Source organism: Streptacidiphilus anmyonensis (assembly GCF_000787855.1).
Classification (GTDB): domain Bacteria; phylum Actinomycetota; class Actinomycetes; order Streptomycetales; family Streptomycetaceae; genus Streptacidiphilus; species Streptacidiphilus anmyonensis.
Map to the genome: position 1 here is coordinate 148,813 of NZ_BBPQ01000008.1, position 25,022 is coordinate 173,834.

A 25,022-nucleotide genomic window follows, 5' to 3' on the forward strand; every position below is an offset into this window, starting at 1 on the left:
ATTCCCGATACGTCGACGATATGCGCCGACTCGTAGCATCGAGTGCATGCGCGTGCTGATCGTCGAGGACGAACCCTTTCTGGCCGAGGCCGTCCGCGACGGCCTGCGCCTGGAGGCGATCGCGGCCGACATCGCGGGTGACGGCGACACCGCCCTGGAGCTGCTCGGCGTCAACGCCTACGACATCGCCGTCCTCGACCGCGACATCCCCGGGCTGTCCGGTGACGAGATCGCCAGGCGCATCGTCGCCTCGGGCAGCGGCATGCCGATCCTCATGCTCACCGCGGCCGACCGCCTCGACGACAAGGCCTCCGGTTTCGAGCTCGGCGCGGACGACTACCTCACCAAGCCCTTCGAACTCCAGGAGCTCGCGCTCAGGCTCCGTGCGCTCGACCGCAGGCGCGCCCACAGCCGACCGCCCGTGCGGGAGATCGCGGGCCTGCGGCTGGACCCCTTCCGCCGCGAGGTCTACCGGGACGGCCGCTACGTCGCGCTCACCCGGAAGCAGTTCGCCGTGCTCGAGGTCCTCGTCGCCGCGGAGGGCGGCATCGTCAGCGCCGAGGAGCTGCTGGAACGCGCGTGGGACGAGAACGCCGACCCCTTCACCAACGCCGTGCGCATCACCGTCTCGGCGCTGCGCAAGCGTCTCGGTGAACCGTGGATCATCGCCACCGTGCCGGGCGTCGGATACCGCATCGACCGCACCGACCGCACCGACGCACCACCCGGACCCGGGCGGGAACGGAGCGGACGTGGATAGGCGGCCGGGTCCGAGCGTCCGTCTGAGACTCACGCTCAGCTATGCCGGGTTCCTGATGCTGGCCGGTGCCCTGCTGCTCGCGGCCGTGTGGGTCTTCCTGCTCCGCTACGTCCCCGAGCGCGCTTTCATCGTCCCCGGCTCCACCGGCGCACCCATCACCGCCGTCTTTCCCGTCCGGTCCAGCCTGCTGCACGTGTTCGCGCCGAGGGCGGCGGCGGTTCTGGCGTTCCTGCTGGCGTTCGGCCTCGTGGGAGGGTGGATCCTCGCCGGCCGGATGCTCGCGCCGCTGTCCCGCGTCACCGACGCGACGCGCCTGGCCGCGACCGGGTCGCTCTCCCACCGGATCCGGCTGCCGGGCCGCAGGGACGAGTTCCGCGAACTCGCCGACGCCTTCGACACCATGCTGGCACGGCTCGAAGCCCACGTCGGCGAGCAGCGGAGGTTCGCCGCCGACGCCTCGCACGAGTTGCGCACGCCGCTGGCGATCTCGAAGGCCGTTCTCGACGTCGCCCGCGCCGATCCGGACCGCGACGTCGGCGAAGTCCTCGACCGCCTGCACGCCGTCAACACCCGCGCGATCGACCTCACCGAGGCGCTGCTGCTGCTCAGCCGCGCGGAGCAGCGGTCCTTCCAGCGCGAGGACGTCGATCTGTCCCTGGTGGCCGAGGAGGCCGCCGAGACGCTGCTGCCCCTCGCGGAGAAGCGCGGCGTCGCCCTCGAGACCTGCGGCGAGATCACGCCCGTGCGCGGTTCGCACGCGCTCCTCCAGCAGCTGACCGTGAATCTGGTGCACAACGCGATCGTCCACAATCTGCCCGAGCAGGGCCTCGTGTGGGTGAGCACCGACGTCCGCGCTGACGGCGGTGCGGTGCTCACCGTCGAGAACACGGGCGAGCGGGTGCCCCCGGAGCTGGCCGCGACGCTCACCGAGCCGTTCCGGCGGGGCACCGAGCGCGTGCACAGCGACCACGCGGGCGTGGGCCTCGGCCTGGCCATCGTCCGGACCATCGCGCAGGCGCACGACGGAACGCTCACCGTCACCCCACGCCCCGTCGGCGGGCTCCGCGTCACCGTCGAGCTGCCCGCGGCCGACCCGCAGCGCGCGGATACGTGACGTCAGGTACCTCGACGTGACGACAGGAGACGGCAGCAGCCCGCCTCAGCCGCCGAGGGCGTGGACCATCGCGACGACGGCGCGCATCTGCGGGGCGGACTTGACCGCGAAGTCGGGTCCGTCGTAGCCGAACCAGTCCCAGCAGCCCTGCGGGTTGACGGGCAGGAGGCTCGAGATCGCCTGCGGGTAGAGGATCACGAGGTCGTTCGTGTCGGCGTAGGTGTCGAGGTTCCCGTGGTCGGCGAAGGCCGTGCCGAGCAGCTGCTGCGCGGAGAGGCAACCGTGCAGGGCGACGACCAGGCGGCACGGCGCGCCCGAGGCGCACGCGGGCGGGACGTAGAGCTGGCCGGTCGTGTCCATGGACAGGAAGGGTCCGTAGCCGCCCGGGACGTAGGCGTTCTGGTCGAAGTGGACGAGGGTCCCGCGCGGGGCGCCGGTGTTGGGCGGGTTCACCTGGCCGAGCCACGCGGTGAGCATCTCGCCCTCGGGATCGTCACCGCAGTCGTTGAGGAACGGCGGCGAGGTCAGCGGGCAGGGCACGACGCCGTCGGGCGTGGGCCAGGAGTGGCCGGCCGGGTCCCAGTCGTGAGTGGTCGTCACCGCGCCGAAGTGCCGGTAGAAGTCGACGCCCGCCGCGGAGACCAGCGGGTTGACGATCGGGTCCAGGGTGCCGTGGTAGGTGTAGACGGGCAGTCCGTCGAGGTTGGCGAGCGGGTCGATCAGGCCCTGCGCCGCCCAGGTCGCGGCCTGCCGTTCGAGCGTGCCGACGCCGAGTCCGAGATCGCAGGTGGCGAACTGGATCACGTCGCCCTGGCCGCAGTCGTAGGGCCCGGCCGCGATGACGCCGACGCCGCGGAAGGTGCCCGAGTAGGCGACCTGGAGCTGTGTGGCCATGAAACCGCCGGAGGAGACGCCGGTGACGTAGTCGGCGGTGATGTTCAGACGCGGCAACGGCGGCGCGTCGGCCTCGGCCCGCGTAGGCGCGGCGAGACCGAGGGTGGCCAGGGCCGCCGCCGCGAGGACGGCGGCCATCGTGCGCAGGCGCAAGCGGAGAGGGCGGACCGGGTGGGCAGGGCGGGCAGGGCTGAGCAGAGAGCGGAGCTTCCTTGGCACGCGGACTCCTTCGTCGCGGTTCCCGTGGACGCGTTCCAACCAATCGATTGATTGGTTCTGCTGTTCGCCCGTTACCATCCGGCTTCCGCGCTACGGTGTCAACCGATCGATCGGTGGGAACGGAGACGACGTGGACGCACCCGGCTGGGAGTACCGGCGCGTGGTCGCGGTGGCGGCCGTGCTGCCGGTCGGCGTCACCCCGCCGGGCACCAAGGGGCGCATCCTGCGGGCCGGACTGGAACTCTTCGCCGAGGCCGGCTTCGCCGGCACCTCGATCCGGCGGATCGCCGCCGCCGTCGGCATCAACTCGGCCACCCTGTACGCGCACTACCCCTCCAAGGAGCACGTCCTGGCCGAGCTTGTCCGGATCGGGCACCAGGAGCTGCACGACCGCCTGAGCGAGGCCGTCGCACGAGCGGAGGACGACGGCGCCGCCGCGCGACTGACCGCGCTGGTGCGCGCCCATGTGCTGGTGCACACCGACTTCCCCCTCCTGGCCGTCGTCACCAACAGCGAACTGCACGCGCTGTCGCCCGAACTCGCCGCCCCGTCCCTCGAGTTGCGCACCGACTGTCGCCGCCTGCTGCTCGATGTCCTGGAACGCGGGTCCTGGGAGGGCGAGTTCGCCGTCGAGGACCTCCGCCTGGCTGCCACCGCGATCAGCGCGCTCGGCGTGCAGGTCGCACACTGGTTCGGTCCCGACCAGAGTTACGGCCGCGAGCAGGTCGCCGACCAGTACGCGCGCTTCGCGCTGCGGATCGCCGAGGCCCGCGCCGCACCGGCGTCCCTCCCCGTCCATCCCGTCCATCCCCGCCGAACCGACGAACGCCCGGAGAGAGCATGAAGCGCATCCTGTTCGACGACGAGCACCAGGCCTACCGCGAGAGCGTGCGGGCCTTCCTGGACAAGGAGGTCGTGCCTCGCTACGCCGAGTGGGACCGGGCCGGCATCGTGCCGCGTGAGCTGTTCGCAAGCCTGGGCAGCCTGGGCGCCTTCGGCATCGCGGTCCCGGAGCGGTTCGGCGGTGCGGGCGTGCCCGACTTCCGCTACAACGTGGTGCTCCAGGAGGAGGCCGCACGGCTCGCGGTCTCCCCGGCGCTCCTCGGCCCGGCGCTGCACGCGGACGTCTGCCTGCCGTACTTCCTGGACCTCACCACCGACGAACAGAAGGCCCGTTGGCTGCCGGGCATCGCCTCCGGCGAGCTGATCACCGCCGTCGCCATGACCGAGCCCGGCACCGGCTCGGACCTCGCGGGCATCCGCACCAAGGCCGTCCGCGACGGCGACCACTACGTGATCGACGGCGCGAAGACCTTCATCACCAACGGCGTCAACGCGGACCTCGTGGTCGTCGCCGTCCGCACCGGCGAGCACCCGCACCGAGGCCTGAGTCTGGTCGTCGTCGAGCGCGACACCCCCGGCTTCGAGCGCGGCCGCAAGCTGGAGAAGATCGGCCTGCACGCCCAGGACACCGCCGAGCTGGTCTTCACCGGCGCCCGCGTGCCCGTGGCCAACCTGATCGGCCAGGAGGGCGAGGGCTTCTTCGGCCTCACCCGCAATCTGCCGCAGGAGCGGATCTCCGTCGCCGTCTCCGGTCTGGCCCAGGCGACCGCCGCGTTCGAGTGGACGACCGCCTACGTCCGCGAGCGCAAGGCGTTCGGCAAGCCGATCGGCGCCCAGCAGGTGATCCGGCACCGCCTCGCCGAGCTCGCCACCGAGATCGAGATCGCCCAGCACTACCTCGACCGCTGCGTCCTCGCCCTGAACGACGGCGAGCTGACGGTCGTGGACGCCGCCAAGGCCAAGTGGTGGTGCACCGAACTCCAGGGCCGGGTCGTCGACGCCTGCGTCCAACTCCACGGCGGCTACGGCTACATGCTCGAGTACCCGATCGCCCGTGCCTGGCAGGACAGCCGGGTGACCCGGATCTACGCAGGCACGACGGAGATCATGAAGGAGATCATCGGCCGCTCCCTCGACCTTGGCCAATGACCTGTCAGATGTCTTTGGCACGTGCTAACTTCGCGCGCGATGCACCGCTGAGATCGCGGGGCCGGCCGATCTGCCGGCCGCGAGGGGGAGAGCCAGGGTGAGCGTCACCGCACAGCGCGCTGCGGAGGAGTTCCTCAACCGGACCATGTGGCAGCGGGAGGGGCGACGACGGCCCGACCCGTTCGTCGCCCTGCTCGCCCCGCGCGGTTCCGGCAAGAGCGCCATGTTACGGATGCTGTCGCAGGAGTGCGGAGGCAGCGTCGTCCACAGCATCCTCGACTGTGCCACGCTGCCGAAGGGCGACGACGTCATACCGGTGGCGGCCAACCGGATCGCCTTCGACATGACCCGCGCCTGGCAGCACCTGCGGCAGCCGCCGAGCTTCCACCGCTTCCGGCTCGCCTATCTCGCGCGCGACGTACCCGCCCTGCCCGCGGACCGCACCCGGGCCTTGCAGGAGATGGGCACGCGGATCCAGGAGTACGCCGACAGCACCCGGGCCGGCCGGGCCTCCGCCCGCACCGCCCAAGCCGCCCAGCAAGGGCTGGACCTCGCGGCCGACCTCACCTCGTCGACGCTGCCGGGTCTCGCCAAAGTCGTTCCGCCGGCCCGCGACACCGCCAAGGCGCTCACCCGGCTGCTCTCCCAGAGGGCGTCACTCCTGGGCGTGCGCAAGGGGATCGGCTACCACGGCCGCACCCGCTCGGCGGAGTCCGCCGACCCGATCGACGCGCTCATCGCGCTCAGCCAGGCCCGGCCCAAGGACGCGGCGGCCGAGCTGATGGACGCACTGGTGGCCGATCTGGAGGCCAACGCCCAGAAGGGCACGATCCCGGTCAGCTGCCACTGCCGGATCCCGGCCGACCCGGCCGACCGGCACGGGCGCAGCCGCCATCACCACGCGTGGGTCCTGCTCGTCGACAACGCCCAGACCGAGTCCGGCCGCGCGTTCCTCGCGGCCCTCGCCGCCGCGCGGCAGCGGCGCGCCTCCTCCTCGTCCGTCGCCGTCTCCAACGGCGACGGCAGCCACGCTCCGGGCCCTGACCCGCTGCTGGTGATCGCCGCGTTCAACCAGTGGCAGGACGAGTGGCGCCACCACTGGCTCGAACCGTGGGCGACGGCCTCCCCGGGCGCACACCGCGCCGCGATCCCGACGTTCTCCCAGGTCAACCGCGCCCACTGGGAACCTCCGTCCACGGCCGGGTCAGCCGCCGCCACGGCCACGGCCACGGCCACCGCCACAGCCGCTGCCGCAGCCGCAAGCGCCTGGTTGCCCGTGTGGCTCGACGGCGCCCAGCACAGCGGATCCCCGGGAACGCCTCGGTCCGCCCGGAACGGCGGCCCGGTGGACGAGGCGACCGGCCTGTTGTGCGCGGGCCACCGGGGCGGACGGCAGGCGTTCGAGGACGCGCTGGACCAGGACTCCGGGCACCACCGCCTACCGCACCCCCGCCCACTCGGGGCGCTGATGCTACGGAACACCGACCACGAGGGTCGCGTCGCTCCGCTGTGGCGGCACGGGCTGGCGCACCTGTCGGGCGAGATCGACGTCCCCGACCGGCACTGGGTCAACCTGCCGGACACGGTGGCCGCGGCCGCGTACCTGACGGACCCGCGCGCCGTGGAGGACGCCCGGTTGCCGGCCGAGGTCCCGGGCCTGAACGGCACGCTCCAGTCCCTGCGCAAGCACCTGTGGGTCAGCGCGGTCACGTCGACGCCGGCGGAGGCGCGGACGCGCGACGTCCGGCGTGCGGTCCTCCATCCTTGGTTGCGAGAGTGCCTGCTGGCCGGGCTCGCCTACGCCGACAGCCTGCCGGGCCCCAACCCGCCCGGCACGACGACCTGGCCGAGCGCGCCGAACGACACCTGGCGTCGTGCCTTCCAGCGGCTCCGACCCCCGGACGCGGCCGCCGACAGACAGCTCTTCCACGATCTGGCGCTCCACCAGTTCGACGGCGTGGCACGCGTGATGGCCGCGACCTTCGACCAGGACCGGCACTCCGTCTGGGTCGAGCGACTGTGGTACGTCACCTCGGCGCCCACCGCGCTGCCGCTGCACGAGACGGTCCGGTCCTCCTACGAGCGGCTGGTGGACCAGCCGCGCTGGCGCACCGACGTCGAGGCGCCGACGGCCAAGCTGGTGCTGCTGCTCTGGCTCTACAACGACCCGCTCACCGAGGCCGACGGGTACTGGGACGAGCAGATCGCCCAGGCCTTCCGCGGGCTCGCGGGCCGGTCGACCCAGTCGGACGTCGACGCGCTGCTGCAAGCCGCCGCCAGGTTCTCGCACTAGCCCGGCCGGGCCCAACCCTGCGTGCCCGCGCGGCCGGACCATCCGTCGTCCCACACCACGGAGCCCTCATGCCTCCCGTGCAGCCCCGCTTCCCGATCGTCTGGAAGCACCCCGTCGTCTCCTTAGTCGTCGCGTTGCTGGCGACATCCGCCCTGGTCCTGGCCGGGCTGCGGATCGCCGACGCCGTGGACTCGGCCCCGATCGCCTGCGGCCCCGGCATGGAGCTGGTGACCTCGCCGCTCTCGTGCGTCGGCGTCGACCTGGACGGCGGACCGTTCGCGAAGCAGGAGCCGGCGCGGCTGCAAGCCCTGCGCGACGAGGTGAACGCCGCCGACGCGCAGGTGAAAGGCTCCTCCTACGTGACCGTGGTGCTGCTGCTCGACTTCTCACCCGTGAGCGGGGTCGACACCGTCACGTACGACAGCCTCTACCCCGTCCTCGAAGGGGCATTGACGGCGGTGTGGCGGGCGAACCACACGGCGGCCTTCGGCAGCCCCGCCCTTCCCGTCAAGCTCGTCCTCGGCAACATGGGCAGCCGGTACGGCTCCTGGCAGTCCGCGGTGAAGCTGATCGCCGACAACGCCAAGGCGCAGCACATCACGGCCGTCACCGGCCTCGGGCAGAGCACCGACGAGACCAGGGCGGCCGCCGCCTGGCTCTCCGACGACGCGCACCTGCCGGTGATCGGCGCGACGGTCACCGGCGACGACATGAACACCGAACCGCAGTCCGCCGGCGGCGGCCCGATCCACGACTTCTTCCGCGTGTCCACCACCAACTCCGACTCCGTGAAGGCGGCAGCGGCGTTCGTGACCGGCCTGCGCCCCTCCCCCTCGTCCATCGCCATCGTCCAGGACAACACCTCCAGCGACGACTACGTCTCCACCCTGGTGAAGGCCGCCGGCAGGGACCTCGCCGGTCCGGGCCGCACGATCACGCCGCTGCCCTTCACCTCGCCGTCGCCCACCGACCAGAAGCTCTCCTCGGGCGTCAGCCGACACGACTACCTGGTCCAGCAGTTCACGCTGATGCACGCCAACCTCTGCCAGGCCGCGCCGTCGCTCGTCTACTTCGCAGGCCGCGGGGACGACCTGGACGCCTTCGTGGAGACCTGGGTCCAGCAGGGGACGTGCGGACTGAACAACCTCGCCGTCGTCTCCGGCGACGACGCCGCGACGGAGATCGGCGACCCGACCGTGGACCAGGCGATCGCCGCCCGCAAGATCTCGCTCTACTACACAGCCCTGTCGAGCTCCGACGAGTGGCAGCGGATCGGCTGCTCGGCGGCTGCCGCCCAGAACTACGAGCAGTTCCGGGCGGCCTTCACCGGGCAGCCCGACCGCTGCACCGGCCAGCGGCTCGTCGGCGACGGCAAGGCGGCGGCGCCCGCCTACCGCGCGGACGATCTGAACAGCGGTCATGCCATGCTGACGCACGACGCGGTGGTCGCCGCGGTGTCGGCGGCGCGCGCCGACCTGAACGCGTTGGCCGATCCGGAGTCACAGGTCGGCATTCTGGACCAGATGAACTGCACCCACATGATCCCCGGCGCCAGCGGATGGATCGCGTTCGGGCCCGACGGCAACCCGCTCGACCGACCGGTGCCGGTGGTCCGGGTGGGCGGGGACGGCACCACGTCGACGGTGCAGCTCACCTGGCCGGGCGGGACACCGCTGCTGCAGAGCCCCGTTCGCGGCCAGACCGGAGCCCCGGGGTGCGCCCAGCACTGACCGCGTCGCAGGAGGCGCGGTCAGGAGAGACCGAGGCTCTGCAGGGCCGTCGTCCAGTCCGTGGCGATCGCGTTCTGCGCGGCGGCGAGCCGGACCGTGCCCTTGCAGACCGCGTTCTTGAGCTTGGTCTCCACCCCGTCCTTGGTGTACGAGGTGCCGCTGCCGACCGTGGTGTAGTGCGGCTCGGGCCACAGGTTGTTCGGGTCGCGCGGAGCGCCGCCGAGCTCCAGCGGGATGAAGTGGTCCTCCTCGTAGTCGGCCATGTTGGTGTCGCTGTAGCCGTACTCGGCGATCTGCTGCTTCTTGAGCGCGTTGGTGTAGGAGGTCGACGGCCGGATGGTCTCCGTCCAGCCGGAGACGCAGATGGTGGAGCCGATGGTGGCCTGCGTGACGTCCGGGTTGGTCGCGCCGGGCGTGCAGCTCGGGTCCGGCAGCGGCAGGTACGCCTCGGAGCAGATGGCCGCGGCATGGGCTGTGGAGCCGGTGCCGACGACGAACCCGCCCACCGTGAGGGCGAGTGCGGCGGAGGATATGAGCAGACGACGGACGGCGGCGGGCATGGACGACTCCGTTCTCGATGGGGTGCGTACATGACACCACCCGCCGGTGGAGACCGGAGGAGCCCTCGGCGGAACACCTGATGTCGGGTCAGTAACCGCTCAGTCAACGCGCGGAGACTCCCCAGGCGCCGCCTCGCGCGGCCTCGGCGCGGCGGCCCGCCCGCCGACCGCGATCTCCTGCGGAGCCCCCTGCGCGGCGCGTGGAATCGTGGACCCCATGACGCCTTCACGGTCCACCGCCCCACAGGAGCCGCAGCCCGCCAAGGGGGCGGTCTTGCCTATTGGTCGAGCATCCAATAGCGTTCAGGGCATGTCGCCGCCGAGTGCTCCCCCCAAGCGGGTCCGCAAGAGCCCCGAGGCGCGCCGGGCCGAGATCGTGGGCCGGGCCGCCACGATCGCGCTGACCGAGGGTCTGGAGTGCATCACCATGCGACGGGTCGCCGAGGACCTCGCGGTGCGTCCGGGGCTGATCAGTCACTACTTCCCCGTGGCGGAGGAGCTGGTGGCCGAGGCGTTCGGCACCGCCGCGAGCGACGAACTGGAGGAGCTGATCCCGGCCGAGCGGCCGATCGGCTCCGCACTGGACTCCCTGGCACGGTTCTTCGCGCTCTCGGCGGGCGCGCGGTACGACGACATGAGCCGGCTCTGGCTCAACGCCCGCCACCTGAGCCGGTTCCGGCCGGTGCTCGCCGAACGGGTCGCCGCCCAGGAGGCCGCCTGGCGCGACCGGATCACCGAGGTGCTGCGCGAGGGGACCGCCGAGGGCGTGTTCCGGCCCGAGGATCCGGCGGTCGCAGCCATCCTGATCCTGGTGGTCCTCGACGGCCTCGGCGTCCACGCCAACACCGACCGCAGCAACCGGCCCGCCGCCGTGACGAACATGGCCGTCACGACCGCCGAACGCGAACTCGGCCTCGCGAGCGGCACCTTGCTCGCGCTCGTGGAGGGAGCCGCCGCCTCGGCCGCTCCTACCGACTGACGCGCCTGCTGCCGGAGCCCGGGTGAGGACAGTCCGGCAGCCGCCTCCTCCGGGCACCCGCACCCGCACCCGCGCCCCCTCCCCCGGCTTTCGGCGGGGCCGCACCACACGTCCGGGCTCCGGTCATCAGGCCGGCCCGCCCGCGCTCCCCGGCCTTCGGCGGGCCGCCCCCACACGTTCGGCGTCCGCCCACCGGGCCGGCCCGGCCCGGCGCAGCCGGATGCCGCACGGCCGGTGCCGAGTCGAAGGAGGCCCACCGCGCGTCACTCGGCGCAGACCGACGGGGCGGCCCGAGCCGACGACCACCCTGCCCCGCACTCACCCCCACCCCTCCCAGGAGCCGTCCGTGCACCCCGACCACCGCGACCACCGCGACGAGCGCGAGCGCAGCGACCACAGCGACCGCAGCGCCGACCCCGACCTCGTGCTCCTCTCCGCCCGCCTGCTCGATCCGGCGACCGGCGGCTTCCTTCCGCAGACGGCGCTCGCCACGGCGCGAGGCGAGATCGTCGCGCTCGGCGACGACGGCGGGATCCGCGCGCTCGCCGGTCCCGCGACGACCGTGGTCGACCTGCGCGGCGCGGTCGTCACCCCGGGGCTGGTCGATGGCCACCTCCACCCGGTCTCGGGCGCGGAGCGGACCCGGGGCGTGGACCTGTCCGGCTGCACTGACCTGGACGGTGTCCGCGCGGCGCTGGCCGCGGCCGCGCGCGAGCTCGCGCCGGGCGCGTGGCTGCGCGGCTGGGGTCTGGACCCGAACACCTTCGGCGACCAGCCCGTCGCCGCCGCCTCGCTCGGCCCGGTGCTGGACAGCGTCCCGGCCCTGCTCGATCTCTTCGACGGCCACTCCCAGCTCGCGAGCGCCCGCGCGCTGGAACGGGCGGGCGTCGACGGACCGCGCTCCTTCGAGCAGTCCGCCGAGGTCGTCTGCGACGCGGACGGCCGGCCCACCGGCCTGCTGCTGGAGGACGCCGCCTGCGAGCTGGTCGAGGCGGTCGCGCCGAAGGCGACCAAGGACGAGATCCGCGACGCGACCGCCGAGGCGCTGCGCCGGATGGCAGCGGCCGGCCTGACCGGCGGTCACGCGATGGACGCGATCGGGGACAGCCTCGCGGTCTACGCCGAACTGGAGGAACGCGGCGAGCTCGCGCTGCGGGTCCGCGTCGCGCCGTGGTGCCAGCCGGGCGCCGACGAGCAGGCCGTCGCCGAGCTGATCGCGCTCCAGGGCCGAGGCGGCGCGCTCTGGCAGGTCGCGGGCGTGAAGATGTTCATGGACGGCACCATCGACAACGGCACGGCGTGGCTGGAACAGCCCGACTGCCACGGCCAGTCCACCCACGCCTTCTGGCCCGAGCCCGAGGCGTACACGCGCGTCGTCGCCCAGCTCCACGCGGCGGGCGTGCCGACCGCGACCCACGCCATCGGCGACGCCGCCGTCCGCCACGTCCTCGACTCCGTCGAGAAGGCGCGCGCCGACCACGCGCTCGTAGTGCGCCACCGGGTCGAGCACATCGAGACCGTTCCGGACGACACCGTCCGGCGCTTCGCCGAGCTGGGTGTCACCGCGTCCATGCAGCCGACGCACTGCTGTGAGTACACCCGGGCCGACCACACCGACAACTGGTCGCGGCGCCTGGGCGAGGAGCGGGCGTCGCGTGCGTTCCGCTGCCGTGACCTCTGGGACGCGGGCGTGCGGGTCGTCCTGGGCTCGGACTGGCCGATCGCGCCGTTCGCGCCGCTCGGCGTCATGGCCGGCGCCCGGCACCGCCGCCCGAGCGACCTCTCGCTGCCCCCGCACGGGCCGGAGCAGGCGTTGACCCCGCTCCAGGCGCTCCAGGGGTACACCCTCAACCCGGCCTGGGCGGCCGGCGACGAGGGCCGAGCGGGCCGCATCGCCCTCGGTCACCGCGCCGACCTCACGGTCTTCGCGGAGAACCCGCTCTCCGTCCCCGACACGGATCTGGCCGCGCTCCCGGTCCTCCTCACCGTCGTCGCGGGCCGCCCGACGCACCGCGACGCCGCACTGGGTTGACCGTCGCCGGGTCGACCGTGCGCTGGGCCGGCGGACCCGCCGAGGACGCGTCCCGGCCGGGCGGACCCGCCGAGGACGTGTCCTGGCCGGGAGGACGCCGTCCGGCCACGACGTTCCCGGGCCCGGCCCGGCCCGCCCGGCCCAACCAGACCCGTCCCAGCCCGTGCCGACCCGCCCGGCACTCCACCCGGCGGCGGTCACCCAGGGCCGCCGGCGGCGGCATGCCGGACCACCGCGGAAGCCACCGCCTCCCGGAGACGCGCGGTGCGAAGCACACGCGCAGCGGCGCCCACCGGCACGCACTGACGCCCGGTCAGGTTGCGCTCAGCGGTGCGGTCACCGCGCGACCCAGCCGTCCGCCCGATCCGGGACGGGCTGCCAGGCAGAAGGCGCAGAGGGCAGTGGTCAGCCCCACCCAGGGACGGGCGGCTGCGGCCACGGCGGCGGGCTGGGCAGCGGGCTCGGCAGCGGACCGTCGGTGGCCAGGCCCGTCCCGTCGCCGCGTCCGCTCAGCCAGCCGAGCAGCGCATGGCCCGTCCCGGTGACGGCGAGCCCCTCCGGGGCCGGCTTCCAGACCAGGCCGAGGTCGACCGCCTCGACGCGGGCCAGCGGGAAGCCGCGATCGCCGAGCGCGGCGAGGGTGGAGTCGAGGGCCCACGCCACGTAGTCCTCGGGCCAGTCGGCGGCGGTGTACCCGACGGCGAGGTCGACGTGGTGGGTCTCCAGCTCGCGTCGCGCCCGGTGCAGGACGAACCACGCCGGATGCCGCCATCCCGCGAGCGCGCTGACCAGCGTCGGCCACCGGTCGGCGGGCATCCCGGCCGCCGCCTCCAGCATCGCCTCCAGGCTGCCGCGCAGGTCTGCCGCCAGGGCCGCGGCGGACCGGTCGGCGCCTTCGCGCAGCGCGCGTTCGAGCGCGGCGGCGTCGGCGCGCGGACCCGGCTCGACCCCGGTCCGCGCCAGCCCCAGCAACCACCGGTAGACGTCCGCGCTGCGCGCGACGTGGGTGATCACATGGCTGCGGCTCCACCCGGGCAGGGCGGAATCCGCTGCCGCCTGGCGATCCGTCAGACCGTCGGCGGCCGCCAGCAGCCGGGCGGCCGCGCGGTCGACCGAGGCCAGCAGCGCGACGGGGTCGTCTCGAAGATCACGTGCCATGGCTCCGCACTCTAGAGGGCGCGTGAGCGGTGCGGGCGTCATCCGCCGCGAAAGCGTGACGCGCATCACGCGAGACGGGAACCGGCCCGGACGCTCGTACGTCCAACAGGCGGGACGTCCCCTCAGCCCGGCAGGGCCGGGGGTGACGCCCCGCCAGGCATCCGGGCTCCGGTGAGGCCAGGCTGGCAAGATGGGGCCATGAGCATCGTCAAGATCAACGCGCTCACCGTTCCGACGGAGATGCGCGCCACCCTGGAGCAGCGATTCGCGTCCCGCGCGGGCGCAGTGGAGAGCTCCGACGGCTTCGAGTGGTTCGAGCTGCTGCGCCCGGTCGAGGGCACCGACCAGTACCTCGTGTACACGCGTTGGCGCAGCGAGGAGGACTACCAGAACTGGATGTCCGGTCCCATGCAGGCCGCGCACGGCGGCGGCCAGGGCGGTCGGCCGCAGGGCGAGGGCGGCGGCGCGCCGAAGCCCGCCGCGACCGGCTCGACGCTCTGGTCCTTCGAGGTCGTCCAGCAGGCCGCCCCGAAGTCCGCCTGAGCCTGCGCCTGCGTCTGAGAAGTCCGAGCCCGAGTCCGGAGAACACCCGCACCATGCCGTACGCCACCGCGCCCGACGGGACCCGCATCGCCTACCAGGTCCAGGGCCCGCGCGGGAGCGGGAGCGCGGACGGAGGCGAGGGTGGAGATGAGGGCGGGGGCGTGCCGCTCGTCCTGCTCTCGGGGCAGTCGAACAGCCACCACTGGTGGGACAGCGTCCGCGCGGACTTCGACGGGACGCGGACGACCGTCACGATCGACTACCGCGGCACCGGCGACAGCGACAAGCCCGACGTGCCCTACAGCACGCCGGGCTTCGCCGAGGACGTCGTGGCCGTCCTGGACGCGCTGGGCCTGCCCCGCGCGGACGTCTACGGCACCTCGATGGGTGGGCGCGTGGCGCAGTGGGTGGCGGCGCGTCACCCCGCACGGGTACGGCGGCTCGTCCTCGGCTGCACCTCGCCCGGCGGCCTGCACGGCTTCGAGCGGGACCGGTCCGTCAGCACCGCGCTGGCCTCGCGCGACCACCGCGCGGCCCGCGCCACGCTGCTCGACCTGATGTACACCCCCGCGTGGCTGGCCACCCACCCCGGGCCGTACGGCACGATCGGCGACCCGCGGATGCCCGCCTACGCCCGCGGCCGCCACCTCACCGCCAGCCGCCGCCACGACGCCTGGGACGTGCTGCCGGACATCACCGCCCCGACGCTCGTCGTCCACGGCACCGCGGACCTCTTCAACCCGACCGCGAACGCCCCGCTGATCACGCGTCGCATCCCGAACGCCCGGATGCACCTGATCCCCGACGCCCGGCACGCCTACTTCGAGGAGTTCCGCGAGGTCGCGAGCCCCCTGGTGCTGGACTTCCTGGACGCGCCCGCCGACTGACCGAGGCCGTGTGACGCGATGACGCCGCACGTCATGACGTCATGACGCCGCGTCAGCCCGATCCCCCCTCGCCCCCGCCCTGCCCGGTCTGCGCCGACCAGCCCCAGGCCCGTGCCAGCGCGAGGACCGTCGGACACGGCCACTCCAGCGCCCGCCGGCCCGCGGCGGGGTCCGCGCAGACGGCGCAGCAGCCGTCGGCGTCGGCATGGTCGGCGAGGATGCCGCGTTCGGCCTCCACCCGCAGCAGCACCGCCTCCGGCATGTGCAGCCGGATGTGCGCCTCCGCGGCGCGCGTCTCGAGCGTGGACACCTCCTGCCCGGCGAGCAGGAACTCCACCGGATGGGTGGGCCACAGCAGCAGCGCCGGCTCACTCGCCGCCCGCGCCGCCTCCACCGCCCGCGCCTGCGCCTCCCGCAGGAACGCGACAGCCGGATGCACCGCCGCCCCACCGCCTCGACCCTCGCCCTGCACCGTGCCCACTCAGCCACCTCCCGCACGCCGGACCACCGACCCGCCTCGCCCCAGAGTCTCACCACACCCGCGCCGTCGGACGATCCGCGCCGCACGGCGCGGTACCTCACAGCCGACAGCGCATCCGGGGGCCCCGTGTCTCGTTATGCCACGTGCCACGGGGACAAGATCACAACGATGCGCTGGAGTGAACCCATGAAGACCGCACGCCTGGCAGGCATGGCCCTGGCCGCCACGTTGGCGCTGGTCGCTGGATCGCCGACCTCCGCGGCGCCGAAGCACCTCCACCTTGCCAACCGGGACGACCGGCAGTCCTTGACCGTGCACAAGGGCGACGAGATCACCGTTCAGCTCGCCGGCCGGCAGAGCGCGGACTCGACCTGGGCCTGGAGCGCCCCCACCTCCGCCGACGGCACCGTCCTCCGCCGGGACGAGGCCGGCACGGCGGCGGACGGTGACGCCAGCGCCGTGTTCCATGCCCGAGCCGACGGGACGACCACGCTCGACGCCCGGTTCCGCTGCGTGCCTCGCAAGGAAGGGCAGCCCTGCTCGCACGCGGTCGTGCCGTGGCAGGTCACAGTGAGGGCGCGCAGGTAGCGGCGGAGAGTCCCGCAACGTCCGAACTGCGGCTCCCCTCCGCAGAACCGCAGGTGGGAGCCGCAGTGGTCACGTCGTCACAGCAGCGTGCGCCAGTAGTACCAGAAGCGGTCCAGCACGAGCAGGGCGATGGTGAGGTAGCCCGCGAAGGGGACCAGCCAGTACCAGCCCGCCGCGGCGGTGACGCGGGCGCGGCCGCCGACGGGGAGGGGGATCGTGCCGGAGCGGAGGTTGTGGACCGTGGTGTACCAGAACAGCGGGATCATCGCCGTCCAGACCACCATGCAGTACGGGCAGACCGCGCCGATGGAGTAGAGCGTCTGGTCGATCAGCCAGCCGACGAAGCAGATGCCGAACAGCGTGCCCGCCTGGAGGCCGAGCCAGAACCAGCGCGGCAGGCGGACGCCGGTCAGCGCCACGACGCCGATCGTCACCACGACCGCGAACGCGCCCAGCCCGATGAGGGAGTTGGGGAAGCCGAAGGCGGAGGCCTGGTCGGTGCGCATCACCGAGCCGCAGCTGATGATCGGGTTGATGTTGCAGCTGGGGTTGTAGTGCGGGTCCTCCAGCAGCCGGATCTTCTCCAGCGTCAGCACGGTCGCGGCGATGAGCGCGATCGCGCCGGCGATCACCAGCAGCAGCGCGTAGCCGCGCGAGGCGGCGACGCGGGTCGTCGCCCAGCCGCGGTCGGGCTCGGCGGCAACCCCCGCGCCCGACGCAGACAGCGCGTCCGGCGCCTCCGGCGGGATCATCGGGTCCAGCGTCCCCCGGCCCGCCATCACTTCGCCCCGGTCGTCTGCTGGACCAGGGCCGTGTACGCGCTCGGGCTGATCGGGTTGCCCTGGCTGTCGAAGACGTTGATCTGCTTGCCGTCGAGCTTCAGCGTCGGCGTGCCCTGGACGCCGCTGGCGTTGAACGCGGCGGTGACCTTCTGCGCCCACGGGGCGTAGACACGGTCCTGGACGTCCTTGGTGAACTGCGGGGTGACCAGGCCCGGCACCTTCTTGGCCAGGTCCAGCAGGGTGTTCAGGTTGCCGAAGCCGTCGGTGGTCTCCTCGGGCTGGTTGGCGTAGAGGACGTCGTGGAACGCCTTGAACTTCGCCACACCGCCGTCGTTCAGGGCGGCGCCCGCGACCTCGAGCGCGTCCATCGACCCCGTGCCGCCGAGGTTGTCGTCCAGGAACGTCGCCATGTGGTACTGGATCTTGTACGTGCCGTTGTCGGCGAGCTGCTGGACCGTCGGACCGTCGGTCTTCTCCAGCTTGTCGCAGATCGGGCAGCGGAAGTCCTCGTAGACGTCCAGGGTGTGCTTGGCGTTCGGGTCGCCGTAGACGATCACGGTGTTGTCGCTGCTGGACACGTGCGCGGGCACGACGAGCTTCTGCGAGGCCGCGCCCGTGCCCGACGCGCCGCCGGAGGCGGCGCTCTTGCCGGACGAGGACGAGCCGCCGAGGTTGCTCACGACGACCGCGCCGACCGCGATCACGGCCACCGCGGCCGCGACGCCCGCGCCGATGCCGACGCGGCGCAGCCGCTGACGGCGCTCGTCCTCGGCGGCGCGGGCGCTGCGCAGTCGCTCTCGGGCGTCGGCGCTCTGGGGGTTGGTCCGGTTCCGGCCCTGGTTCTGGCTCTGGTTCTTGCCGTTGGTCTTGCTGGCGCTCATGGCCGTCCTCACACGGGTGGTGCTGAAGGGAGAAGGAAAGTGAGGGAACGGGCCCGGAGGGCAGGCAGCACGGAACGGCCGCGACGAGCGGCCGGGAGGAGCTCTCAGGCTCGGATGACGGGTGTGCTGCGGCTCAGCGGGCCCAGGCCAGGGCCGGCGGGCCGCGACGCGGAGCCGTGCGCGGCAGCGACTCCTGCGGGCCGAGCGCCTTGGGCCGGCGACTGACCGCCGGCGGGCACGGCGGCGCGGCCGGCGCGAGCAGCGGCGCGGCGAGCCGGAGCAGGAGCGCGCGGACGCGCGGGCGGATCGTGAGCGCGACGGTGGCGATCAGGCCGAAGAGCGCGGCCTCGCCGCGTCGCAGCCACCAGGCCGCGGCGAGCGCGAGCACCAGGTGCAGGCCGAGCAGCAGCAGCGCCTGTCCGCTGGTGAGCGCGATCAACGCGCGGGGGGCCTGTTCGGTGAGGCCGAGCAGCCCCGGGCGGATCGTGCCGCCACCGCAGGCGATCACGCCCCACCCCGGCAGGCCCGGCGCCGCGCCGGGTCCCGGCGGACAGCTCTGCTGTCCCGCGTTGAACAGCGCGTTCATCGCGACCTGCAAGGGCAGCAGCGTCAGTGCTATCGCCCAGTACCGCCGCTCGCCGCGGAAGACGACGAGCGCGGCGAGCAGAGACCCGCCAAAGGCCAGCAGTGCGACGTCCACGGGCACCGGTTCCCCGGTCACCGCGAGGCGTGCCCCGATCGGAAGCAGGACGGAGAGCGCGGCGAACACCGCCGCGCGCAGGAGCCTCAGCCCTTTTCCGTCCATCCTTCGGAGTATCGCAAACCTTCGAAGGAAAGGGACAGCCCGCCTCGGGTGAGCAGTTCCTGAGAAGCAGCTCCCGGGAAGCCGCGCGCGGCCTGGTAGCCTGCCCGGATCTTCGACCGGGAGGCGGGATGGCCGGAGTCAGGAGAGTCAGGGGCGTGACGGCCGGAGTGGCCGGACTCACGTTGGGCGCGACGCTGGCCGGGTGCGGGGGCGCGCCCGCCGGGCCGGTGGCGGTGGCGACGCACGCCACTCCGCCGCTGTCCGCCGGGGCGCTGCGGGCCGGTCTGCTGCCGGCCAGGCTCCCCCACGGCTGGGTCGTCCAGCAGGCGGCCGTGAACCCCGCGCCCGGCAGCCCTGCGGGGGTCACGCCCCCGCCGGGCTGCCAGGTGCTGCTCGGGGAGGACGTCGTCGACGACAGCGCGACCGCCGCGGGCGCCTCCGCCTCGGCCCGGGTCTCGCAGAGCCGCGGCGCGAGCGCGACCGAGACGCTCTACGCCTTCAGCGGTCGCGACGCGAGCACAGCCGTCGCCGCGATCCGCGCCCTCGTCCGTCGCTGCGCGAAGCAGGTCTCCCCGGACGGGACCACGACGGTCTTCTCCGTCACCGAGGGCCCCTCCCTCGGCGACGACAGCCTCGTGGTTCACGCGCGGCAGACGTACAAGGCCGAGCCGGGTGTCGAGCGGTTCGCGGACGCGAGCGTCGTCCGGATCGGGCACTTCCTCGTCTCGCTGTCCACCTTCCCGGTGTCGCGCGCGGAGAGCGCCGCCGTCGCGTCCCTGGTGCCCCTCGCCGTCACCCGGCTCGAGCACGGCGCGCACGTCACCCCCTCCCGCTGAGCGGACACCCCGCTGGGCGGATCCGGCGGCGGCCGGGCGGGGGCCGAAGGCCGGGGCCGCAACCCCGCGCACCCCCGCCGGACACCGACAGCCCAGGCACCGGAGTCGGGGCCGGCTCAGGCGCGAGCCCCGTGCCCGGCCGCCGCAAAGGCGGGGCTGAATGCCCGGGTCCGTCGCACAATGGCGGTGGAGCACACGGCCCGTCGTGTACGACGGGCCGTCAGGTGTCGTGGGGGGGACGACATGGCAGGTGGATTCCGGGCGTGGTGGAACGGGCAGCCGAACGACGCGGTCAGGCGCGCCCGGGCGGCGCACCTCGCGGAGCCGAAGCCGTGGTCGCGGGACGCGCAGGCGGCGCGCTGCCCGGTGACGGAGACGCGGCGGGAGTGGACCGGGAAGGCGATGCGTTGGTGCGTCCGGGAGTTCGGGCTGGACGCGGCGCGCCGACCGGTCGCGGCGCCGGGCGCGGGGTTCGTCCCACCGGGCTGGAGCGGCTCGCAGGAGCAGGTCCGCGCCCTGGTGGGGTGGGTCTGCGGGGTGATGGACGTGGACCCGGAGTCGTTCTCCGTGGAGTTCTTCCGGACGCCGGAGGGCGAGCCCAGCCGCAAGCGGCACGCCATCGGCCGCTACCGCCGCGTCGGCGGGCGGAACGTCGTCGAGTTGGACCTGCGCGAGGTGGGCGATCCCGAGCGGCTGGCCGGGGTCGTCGCCCACGAGCTGGGCCACAAGCGGCTGTTGGGCGAGCCCCGGCGGCAACGGCTGCCGGCGGAGGGGGAGGAGATGACGGATCTGGTCACCGTCTACCTCGGCATGGGGATCTTCACCGCCAACGGAGCGCGCCGCTTCGCCCGGGCCGCACGCGGCTGGTCCGCGCTGCCGCTCGGCGACCTGACCGACGAGATGCTGAGCGCCTCGACGCACGAAGGGCTCAGCACTGTGGGTTATCTGACGGAGACGGAGTTGGGATTCGCGCTCGCGTGCCTGTGCCGTCTGCGCGGTGAGAGCGAGCCGCCCGCGTGGGCGGGCGCGCTGCATCCGGGACCGCGTGCGGCGCTGCTCCAGGGCCTGCGGTACCTGGCCGCGCACGGTCTGGACTGACCACGAAGCATCACCTTTGGGTAACGAGTCTGGTCCAACCGTTCGCTTTGTTTCACCCCCCTGCCACTTTGTTACCCGCCAGTCGTCATCCGACTGCCGGACAGTCCCCTAGTCGAACCGTCTCGCCCCGGAGGACTCACGTGGCGCCCGTCACTCGCCGTACCTTCCTCGGCTCCGCCGCCGCCCTCGGCGCGGCGCTGGGCCTGGATTCGCTGCCCGGCACCGCGACCAACGCGGCCGCAGCCACCACCGGCACGATCACCGACGTCAAGCACGTCGTCGTGCTGATGCAGGAGAACCGCAGCTTCGACCACTACTTCGGCACGCTGAAGGGCGTCCGCGGGTTCGGCGACCGCGCGACGATCCAGCTGTCCGGGGGCTACAACGTTTTCGACCAGCCCAACGGCAGCGGCCGCCAGTACCCGTGGCAGCTGAGCGCGACCAGCACCTGGTGGTGGGGGGTCAGCAAGGAGCAGCTCGCCCAGTGCGACGGCTCACTCGACCACTCCTGGTCGACGCAGCACTCCGCCTGGAACAACGGCAAGATGGACAACTGGGTCTCCGCCAAGAACTCGGTGCGGACCCTCGGCTTCATGAACCGCTCGGACATCCCGTTCCACTACGCGCTGGCCGACGCCTACACGATCTGCGACGCGTACCACTGCTCGATCCTGTCCGCGACCGGCCCCAACCGCACCTACCTGTGGTCGGGTTGGATCGACCCGGCGGGCACCGCGGGCGGCGCCGCCTACGACGGCGGCTCCGAGTCGGGCCTGAAGTGGCAGACCTACGCCGAGTCGCTACAGAACGCCGGTGTGAGCTGGAAGGTCTACCAGAACGCCGGCGACAACTTCGGCGACAACGCCCTCGCCTACTTCAACCAGTTCACCAGCGCGGCCAGTTCCAGCCCGCTGGCGCAGAACGGCATGGGCTCGGTGCCGTCGACCGGCTCCACGCCGGACGACATCGCTGCCGCGATCAGGAACGACTCGCTGGGCAACACGCTTCCGCAGGTCAGCTGGGTGGTCTCGAACCAGCTCTTCTCCGAGCACCCGGACGGCCCGCCGGAGAACGGCGCGCACTTCGTCAACCTCGTCATCCAGGCCCTGGCCGCCAACCCGGACGTGTTCAACTCGACCGTCCTGTTCCTGAACTACGACGAGAACGACGGCTTCTTCGACCACGTCCCGCCGCCGGCCGCGCCGTCGGGCACGTCCGCGGAGTTCTACTCGGGCACCAACATCGGCCTCGGCTTCCGCGTCCCGATGATCATCGTCTCGCCGTGGACCCGCGGCGGCTGGGTCGACTCCCAGGTCTACGACCACACCTCCGTCATCCGCTTCCTGGAGACCTGGACCGCGGCCATCGGCAAGCCCGCCAACTGCGGCAACATCTCCGCCTGGCGCCGCCAGGTCTGCGGCGACCTCACCGGCGCGTTCGACTTCACCAACCCCGTCTACGGGCTGCCCTCGCTGCCGGACACCAGCGCCACCATCAGCCAGGCCACGGCGAACCTGCAGATCAACCCGGCTCCCGGCACCAACTCGATGCCCACGCAGGAGCCCGGCACCCGCCCGGCCCGCGCGCTGCCCTACCAGCCGAACGCCTGGGTCGACCGCATCGAGTACGACGCCAACGGCCAGATCCTGCTCTGGATCGACATGGCCAACCAGGGCCCGCAGGCCACCGCCTACGCCCACTACTCCATCTACGCCAACAACTACCGCAGCGGCGGCCCGTGGCAGTACACCGTCGCGCCCTACGCCAACGGCGCCGACGGCACGGCGACCGACTACTTCAACATCGGCACGAACTACGGCAACGGCCAGTACGACCTCACCTGTGTCGGCCCGAACCGCTTCCTGCGCCGCTTCCAGGGCAACGCGAACGGCGCGGGCAAGGGCTGCGAGGCCACCACGTACTACGCTCCCGCGCCGAACACCGGCCAGGAGGCCGTGTGGTTCAAGATGACCAACACCGGCTCCAGCACGGTCACCTACACCATCACCTCCACCAACTACCGCACCGACGGCCCCTGGACCTACCAGGTCGCCCCGGGCGCGACGGTGTCGGACTACTTCAACGCGGTGGCGTACGACAACGGCTGGTACGACTTCACGGTCACCGTCGACGCGGACTCCTCCTGGAACCGCCGGGCCACCGGCCACATCGAGACCGGCTCGGCCAGCGTCAGCGGCTGACACGGCTCAGGCTCAGGGCGCGCCGGCCCCGACGGGTGCGGGGCGGAGGTGGAACCAGACCCACTTTCCGTCCCGCACCCGGACGTACCCCCAGTCGTCGCTGAGGTCGCTGATCAGCCTCAGCCCGCGCCCGGACTCGGCGGTGCGGGCGGCGACGCCCGGCCGCTCCGGCAGTGGAGTGGCCGGGTCGGTGTCGAAGACCGCGCAGAACATGCCGCCGGTCCGGCGGTCGACGCGGACCTCGACCGTCACAGAACTCCCCCGGGTGTGCTCGACCGCGTTCGCGACGGCCTCGGTGACGAGCAGCTTGCCGCGGTCGGCGACGTCCTCGTCGCACGGGGCGAGCGCCGCGACCGTGTGCCGCGCCTGCGCCGCCGCGCGGACGTGCCGGGGCAGCCTCAGCACAGCGGCCGGCGTGCGGGGGTCAGCTACGCGGGCGGGCATCTCGATCGCTCCTCTGCGGGCCTGGGAAACGTCTGCGGGCCTGGGAAACGAACCCGGCACGGGCAGGGCGCTCGGGGCACCGGGTCCTCACCCACGACACTACGGACTCCACCCGCCGGATCAGCACGGCGTTGGGCCGCGGATCGGCGGCCGAAAGGCGTTCCATCGCGGGACTTAGGTCCCGCCATACGGAGGGTGGCCGTCCTCGTCGTTCCTCGTGCCCGCCGGGCCGCCGCAACATAACCTTCGTATATGACGCCCACGCCCTCCCTGCGGTACGCGTCCGGCCCTGGTCGCTGGGTCCTCGCGGCGACCGTCCTCGGTTCCGGCCTGGCGTCGATCGACGCCACCGTCGTGGGGATCGCGCTGCCCGCGATCGGGCGGGACTTCCATGTCGGACTGGCCGACCTGCAGTGGGTGGTCACCGCCTACACACTGACGCTCGCGGGCCTGCTGCTGGTCGGAGGCTCGCTCGGGGACCGGTACGGGCGCAAGAAGATCTTCCTGATCGGCGTGGTCTGGTTCGCGCTGGCGAGCCTGGTCTGCGGGTTCGCACCGAACTCGGCGACGCTGATCGGGGCCCGCGCGCTCCAGGGCGTGGGGGCGGCGCTGCTCACGCCGGGGAGTCTGGCGATCATCGAGGCCTCGTTCGTGCCCGAGGACCGGGGGCGGGCCATCGGCGCCTGGTCGGGGCTGAGCGGGGTGGCGACAGCCATCGGGCCGTTCATCGGCGGGTGGCTGGTGCAGGCCGTCTCCTGGCGGCTGATCTTCGCGATCAACCTGCCGCTGGCCGTGGTGGTCGTGGTGCTCGGCATCCGGCACGTCCCCGAGTCGCGGGACCCGGCCGCGGCGGAGGGCAGCGTCGACGTGACCGGCGGGGCGCTGATCACGCTGGGGCTGGTGGGGTTGACCTACGGCCTGATCGAGGGGCCCTCGCGGGGCTGGCAGAGCGCCGCCGTGCTGACCTCGCTCCTCGGCGGCATCGCGATGCTCGGCGCCTTCGTCTGGTGGGAGAACCGGACGCCGCATCCCATGCTGCCGCTGTCGCTGTTCGCGTCACGGCAGTTCACCGCCACGAATGCGGTGACCTTCGTGCTGTACGGGGCGCTGGGCGGCGTGCTCTTCCTGCTGCCGATCCAGTTGCAGCAGGTCTCCGGCTACAGCGCGCTGGAAGCGGGGGTGTCGCTGCTGCCGGTGACGCTGATCATGCTGACGCTCTCCGCCCGCTCCGGTCAGCTCGCCGGGAGGATCGGGCCGCGGTTGCAGATGAGCGTCGGGCCGTGCCTGGCCGGGGTCGGCATCGCGCTGCTGAGCATGGTGGGCAGCTCGGGCTCCTACCTCACCGAGGTGCTCCCGGCGGTCGTGGTGCTCGGGCTCGGGTTGGCGACGACTGTCGCGCCGCTCACCTCGACCGCGCTGTCGTCCGCGCCCGCGCAGCACGCGGGCATGGCGTCGGCGGTGAACAACGACGTGGCCCGCGCGGCCGGGCTGATCGCGGTGGCCGTCCTGCCGGCCATCGCCGGGATCACCGGCTCCGCCTACCTGCATCCGGCGACGTTCTCGTCGGGCTTCCACAAGGCCGTGCTGTTCTCGGGCGCGCTGTGCGTGCTGAGCGGGCTGCTGGCGGCGGCGCTGATCCGCAACCCGGCCAGGGTCGCGCAGCAGGAGCCCGGTCCGGCGGCCCCGCAGCACAGCTGCGGGTTGGACGCGCCGCCGAACCGGTCGTGATGCCCTGCTACCGCTGC

23 protein-coding genes are annotated in these 25,022 nt (G+C 73.0%); 15 read left to right on the forward strand and 8 right to left on the reverse strand.

Annotation, left to right across the window (positions count from 1 at the left end; all coding sequences use genetic code 11):
- The first annotated feature begins 46 nt into the window (after window positions 1–46).
- Window positions 47–760, forward strand: coding sequence for a response regulator transcription factor (locus TR50_RS11400; RefSeq protein ID WP_042418697.1), 714 nt, complete (start codon window positions 47–49; stop codon window positions 758–760).
- Window positions 753–1,874, forward strand: coding sequence for a sensor histidine kinase (locus TR50_RS11405; protein ID WP_042418700.1), 1,122 nt, complete (start codon window positions 753–755; stop codon window positions 1,872–1,874). Before TR50_RS11400 ends, TR50_RS11405 begins: the two co-directional genes overlap by 8 nt.
- A 45-nt stretch (window positions 1,875–1,919) precedes the next feature.
- On the opposite strand, the gene TR50_RS11410 is transcribed toward TR50_RS11405, so the two are convergent.
- Window positions 1,920–2,921, reverse strand: coding sequence for an extracellular catalytic domain type 2 short-chain-length polyhydroxyalkanoate depolymerase (locus TR50_RS11410; RefSeq protein WP_152648352.1), 1,002 nt, complete (start codon window positions 2,919–2,921; stop codon window positions 1,920–1,922).
- A 196-nt stretch (window positions 2,922–3,117) separates the two neighbouring features.
- Between TR50_RS11410 and TR50_RS11415 the strand changes: the two genes are divergently transcribed.
- The 4 genes from TR50_RS11415 (at window position 3,118) to TR50_RS11430 (ending at window position 9,002) form a co-directional block, all read left to right on the forward strand.
- Window positions 3,118–3,831: a TetR/AcrR family transcriptional regulator gene (locus TR50_RS11415; protein WP_063775053.1), complete on the forward strand. Its 714-nt coding sequence runs from the start codon at window positions 3,118–3,120 to the stop codon at window positions 3,829–3,831.
- Window positions 3,828–4,979 (forward strand): acyl-CoA dehydrogenase family protein, encoded by a 1,152-nt coding sequence (locus TR50_RS11420; RefSeq protein WP_042418705.1) that lies wholly within the window; start codon window positions 3,828–3,830, stop codon window positions 4,977–4,979. The genes TR50_RS11415 and TR50_RS11420 overlap by 4 nt, the downstream gene beginning before the upstream one ends.
- 97 nt (window positions 4,980–5,076) lie before the next feature.
- Window positions 5,077–7,272 (forward strand): hypothetical protein, encoded by a 2,196-nt coding sequence (locus TR50_RS11425; protein WP_042418708.1) that lies wholly within the window; start codon window positions 5,077–5,079, stop codon window positions 7,270–7,272.
- A gap of 68 nt (window positions 7,273–7,340) precedes the next feature.
- Complete coding sequence (locus TR50_RS11430; RefSeq protein WP_042418721.1) at window positions 7,341–9,002, forward strand: ABC transporter substrate-binding protein; 1,662 nt, start codon at window positions 7,341–7,343, stop codon at window positions 9,000–9,002.
- Window positions 9,003–9,022: 20 nt separating this feature from the next.
- On the opposite strand, the gene TR50_RS11435 is transcribed toward TR50_RS11430, so the two are convergent.
- On the reverse strand, window positions 9,023–9,562 hold the full coding sequence (locus TR50_RS11435) for a hypothetical protein (RefSeq protein WP_042418725.1): 540 nt from the start codon (window positions 9,560–9,562) through the stop codon (window positions 9,023–9,025).
- Window positions 9,563–9,872: 310 nt separating this feature from the next.
- Between TR50_RS11435 and TR50_RS11440 the strand changes: the two genes are divergently transcribed.
- Together TR50_RS11440 and TR50_RS11445 are read left to right on the forward strand one after the other, a co-directional pair.
- On the forward strand, window positions 9,873–10,541 hold the full coding sequence (locus TR50_RS11440) for a TetR/AcrR family transcriptional regulator (RefSeq protein WP_042418728.1): 669 nt from the start codon (window positions 9,873–9,875) through the stop codon (window positions 10,539–10,541).
- Between the two features lie 424 nt (window positions 10,542–10,965).
- Entirely contained in the window at window positions 10,966–12,573 is a 1,608-nt protein-coding gene (locus TR50_RS11445; RefSeq protein ID WP_042418954.1) for an amidohydrolase, read from the forward strand.
- A 405-nt stretch (window positions 12,574–12,978) separates the two neighbouring features.
- Here TR50_RS11445 and TR50_RS11450 read toward each other — a convergent pair whose 3' ends face one another.
- Window positions 12,979–13,731 carry a maleylpyruvate isomerase family mycothiol-dependent enzyme gene (locus TR50_RS11450; protein ID WP_042418731.1) on the reverse strand — a complete coding sequence of 251 codons (753 nt, stop codon included), beginning with the start codon at window positions 13,729–13,731 and terminating at the stop codon, window positions 12,979–12,981.
- Window positions 13,732–13,929: 198 nt separating this feature from the next.
- Here TR50_RS11450 and TR50_RS11455 point away from each other — a divergent pair, with 198 nt between their 5' ends.
- Complete coding sequence (locus TR50_RS11455) at window positions 13,930–14,274, forward strand: antibiotic biosynthesis monooxygenase family protein (protein ID WP_042418734.1); 345 nt, start codon at window positions 13,930–13,932, stop codon at window positions 14,272–14,274.
- 53 nt (window positions 14,275–14,327) lie between these two features.
- On the forward strand, window positions 14,328–15,161 hold the full coding sequence (locus tag TR50_RS11460) for an alpha/beta fold hydrolase (protein WP_042418738.1): 834 nt from the start codon (window positions 14,328–14,330) through the stop codon (window positions 15,159–15,161).
- A 52-nt stretch (window positions 15,162–15,213) separates the two neighbouring features.
- Here TR50_RS11460 and TR50_RS11465 read toward each other — a convergent pair whose 3' ends face one another.
- Window positions 15,214–15,642: a DUF6221 family protein gene (locus tag TR50_RS11465; RefSeq protein ID WP_042418741.1), complete on the reverse strand. Its 429-nt coding sequence runs from the start codon at window positions 15,640–15,642 to the stop codon at window positions 15,214–15,216.
- Window positions 15,643–15,828: 186 nt separating this feature from the next.
- On the opposite strand from TR50_RS11465, the gene TR50_RS11470 reads away from it, so the two are divergent.
- Window positions 15,829–16,230: a hypothetical protein gene (locus TR50_RS11470; protein WP_042418745.1), complete on the forward strand. Its 402-nt coding sequence runs from the start codon at window positions 15,829–15,831 to the stop codon at window positions 16,228–16,230.
- Window positions 16,231–16,307: 77 nt separating this feature from the next.
- On the opposite strand, the gene TR50_RS11475 is transcribed toward TR50_RS11470, so the two are convergent.
- The 3 genes from TR50_RS11475 to TR50_RS11485 all read right to left on the reverse strand — a co-directional run bounded on the left by TR50_RS11475 (window position 16,308) and on the right by TR50_RS11485 (window position 18,698).
- Window positions 16,308–16,982 (reverse strand): vitamin K epoxide reductase family protein, encoded by a 675-nt coding sequence (locus TR50_RS11475; protein ID WP_152648353.1) that lies wholly within the window; start codon window positions 16,980–16,982, stop codon window positions 16,308–16,310.
- Window positions 16,983–17,008: 26 nt separating this feature from the next.
- Window positions 17,009–17,893, reverse strand: a complete 885-nt coding sequence (locus TR50_RS11480) for a DsbA family protein (RefSeq protein WP_052440920.1) — start codon at window positions 17,891–17,893, stop codon at window positions 17,009–17,011.
- Window positions 17,894–18,026: 133 nt separating this feature from the next.
- Window positions 18,027–18,698 carry a hypothetical protein gene (locus TR50_RS11485; RefSeq protein ID WP_152648354.1) on the reverse strand — a complete coding sequence of 224 codons (672 nt, stop codon included), beginning with the start codon at window positions 18,696–18,698 and terminating at the stop codon, window positions 18,027–18,029.
- Window positions 18,699–18,853: 155 nt separating this feature from the next.
- On the opposite strand from TR50_RS11485, the gene TR50_RS11490 reads away from it, so the two are divergent.
- From TR50_RS11490 to TR50_RS11500, 3 genes are all read left to right on the forward strand, one after another.
- On the forward strand, window positions 18,854–19,534 hold the full coding sequence (locus TR50_RS11490; RefSeq protein WP_042418748.1) for a hypothetical protein: 681 nt from the start codon (window positions 18,854–18,856) through the stop codon (window positions 19,532–19,534).
- Between the two features lie 243 nt (window positions 19,535–19,777).
- The gene (locus TR50_RS11495; RefSeq protein ID WP_042418751.1) at window positions 19,778–20,632 is read left to right on the forward strand and encodes a hypothetical protein; all 855 of its coding nucleotides are present in this window, start codon (window positions 19,778–19,780) and stop codon (window positions 20,630–20,632) included.
- A gap of 140 nt (window positions 20,633–20,772) precedes the next feature.
- Window positions 20,773–22,833 carry a phosphocholine-specific phospholipase C gene (locus TR50_RS11500; protein ID WP_042418765.1) on the forward strand — a complete coding sequence of 687 codons (2,061 nt, stop codon included), beginning with the start codon at window positions 20,773–20,775 and terminating at the stop codon, window positions 22,831–22,833.
- A gap of 12 nt (window positions 22,834–22,845) precedes the next feature.
- Here TR50_RS11500 and TR50_RS11505 read toward each other — a convergent pair whose 3' ends face one another.
- Window positions 22,846–23,277 carry an ATP-binding protein gene (locus TR50_RS11505; protein WP_052440922.1) on the reverse strand — a complete coding sequence of 144 codons (432 nt, stop codon included), beginning with the start codon at window positions 23,275–23,277 and terminating at the stop codon, window positions 22,846–22,848.
- 252 nt (window positions 23,278–23,529) lie between these two features.
- Between TR50_RS11505 and TR50_RS11510 the strand changes: the two genes are divergently transcribed.
- On the forward strand, window positions 23,530–25,005 hold the full coding sequence (locus TR50_RS11510) for an MFS transporter (RefSeq protein ID WP_042418768.1): 1,476 nt from the start codon (window positions 23,530–23,532) through the stop codon (window positions 25,003–25,005).
- Window positions 25,006–25,022: the final 17 nt, after the last annotated feature.

Coding starts and splice junctions, on each gene's coding strand:
- TR50_RS11400 (WP_042418697.1), top strand. CDS start 47: ATGCGCGTGCTGATCGTCGAGGACGAACCCTTTCTGGCCGAGGCCGTC.
- TR50_RS11420 (WP_042418705.1), top strand. CDS start 3,828: ATGAAGCGCATCCTGTTCGACGACGAGCACCAGGCCTACCGCGAGAGC.
- TR50_RS11430 (WP_042418721.1), top strand. CDS start 7,341: ATGCCTCCCGTGCAGCCCCGCTTCCCGATCGTCTGGAAGCACCCCGTC.
- TR50_RS11435 (WP_042418725.1), bottom strand. CDS start 9,562: ATGCCCGCCGCCGTCCGTCGTCTGCTCATATCCTCCGCCGCACTCGCC.
- TR50_RS11440 (WP_042418728.1), top strand. CDS start 9,873: ATGTCGCCGCCGAGTGCTCCCCCCAAGCGGGTCCGCAAGAGCCCCGAG.
- TR50_RS11450 (WP_042418731.1), bottom strand. CDS start 13,731: ATGGCACGTGATCTTCGAGACGACCCCGTCGCGCTGCTGGCCTCGGTC.
- TR50_RS11455 (WP_042418734.1), top strand. CDS start 13,930: ATGAGCATCGTCAAGATCAACGCGCTCACCGTTCCGACGGAGATGCGC.
- TR50_RS11460 (WP_042418738.1), top strand. CDS start 14,328: ATGCCGTACGCCACCGCGCCCGACGGGACCCGCATCGCCTACCAGGTC.
- TR50_RS11470 (WP_042418745.1), top strand. CDS start 15,829: ATGAAGACCGCACGCCTGGCAGGCATGGCCCTGGCCGCCACGTTGGCG.
- TR50_RS11475 (WP_152648353.1), bottom strand. CDS start 16,982: ATGATCCCGCCGGAGGCGCCGGACGCGCTGTCTGCGTCGGGCGCGGGG.
- TR50_RS11480 (WP_052440920.1), bottom strand. CDS start 17,893: ATGAGCGCCAGCAAGACCAACGGCAAGAACCAGAGCCAGAACCAGGGC.
- TR50_RS11485 (WP_152648354.1), bottom strand. CDS start 18,698: ATGGACGGAAAAGGGCTGAGGCTCCTGCGCGCGGCGGTGTTCGCCGCG.
- TR50_RS11495 (WP_042418751.1), top strand. CDS start 19,778: ATGGCAGGTGGATTCCGGGCGTGGTGGAACGGGCAGCCGAACGACGCG.
- TR50_RS11505 (WP_052440922.1), bottom strand. CDS start 23,277: ATGCCCGCCCGCGTAGCTGACCCCCGCACGCCGGCCGCTGTGCTGAGG.
- TR50_RS11510 (WP_042418768.1), top strand. CDS start 23,530: ATGACGCCCACGCCCTCCCTGCGGTACGCGTCCGGCCCTGGTCGCTGG.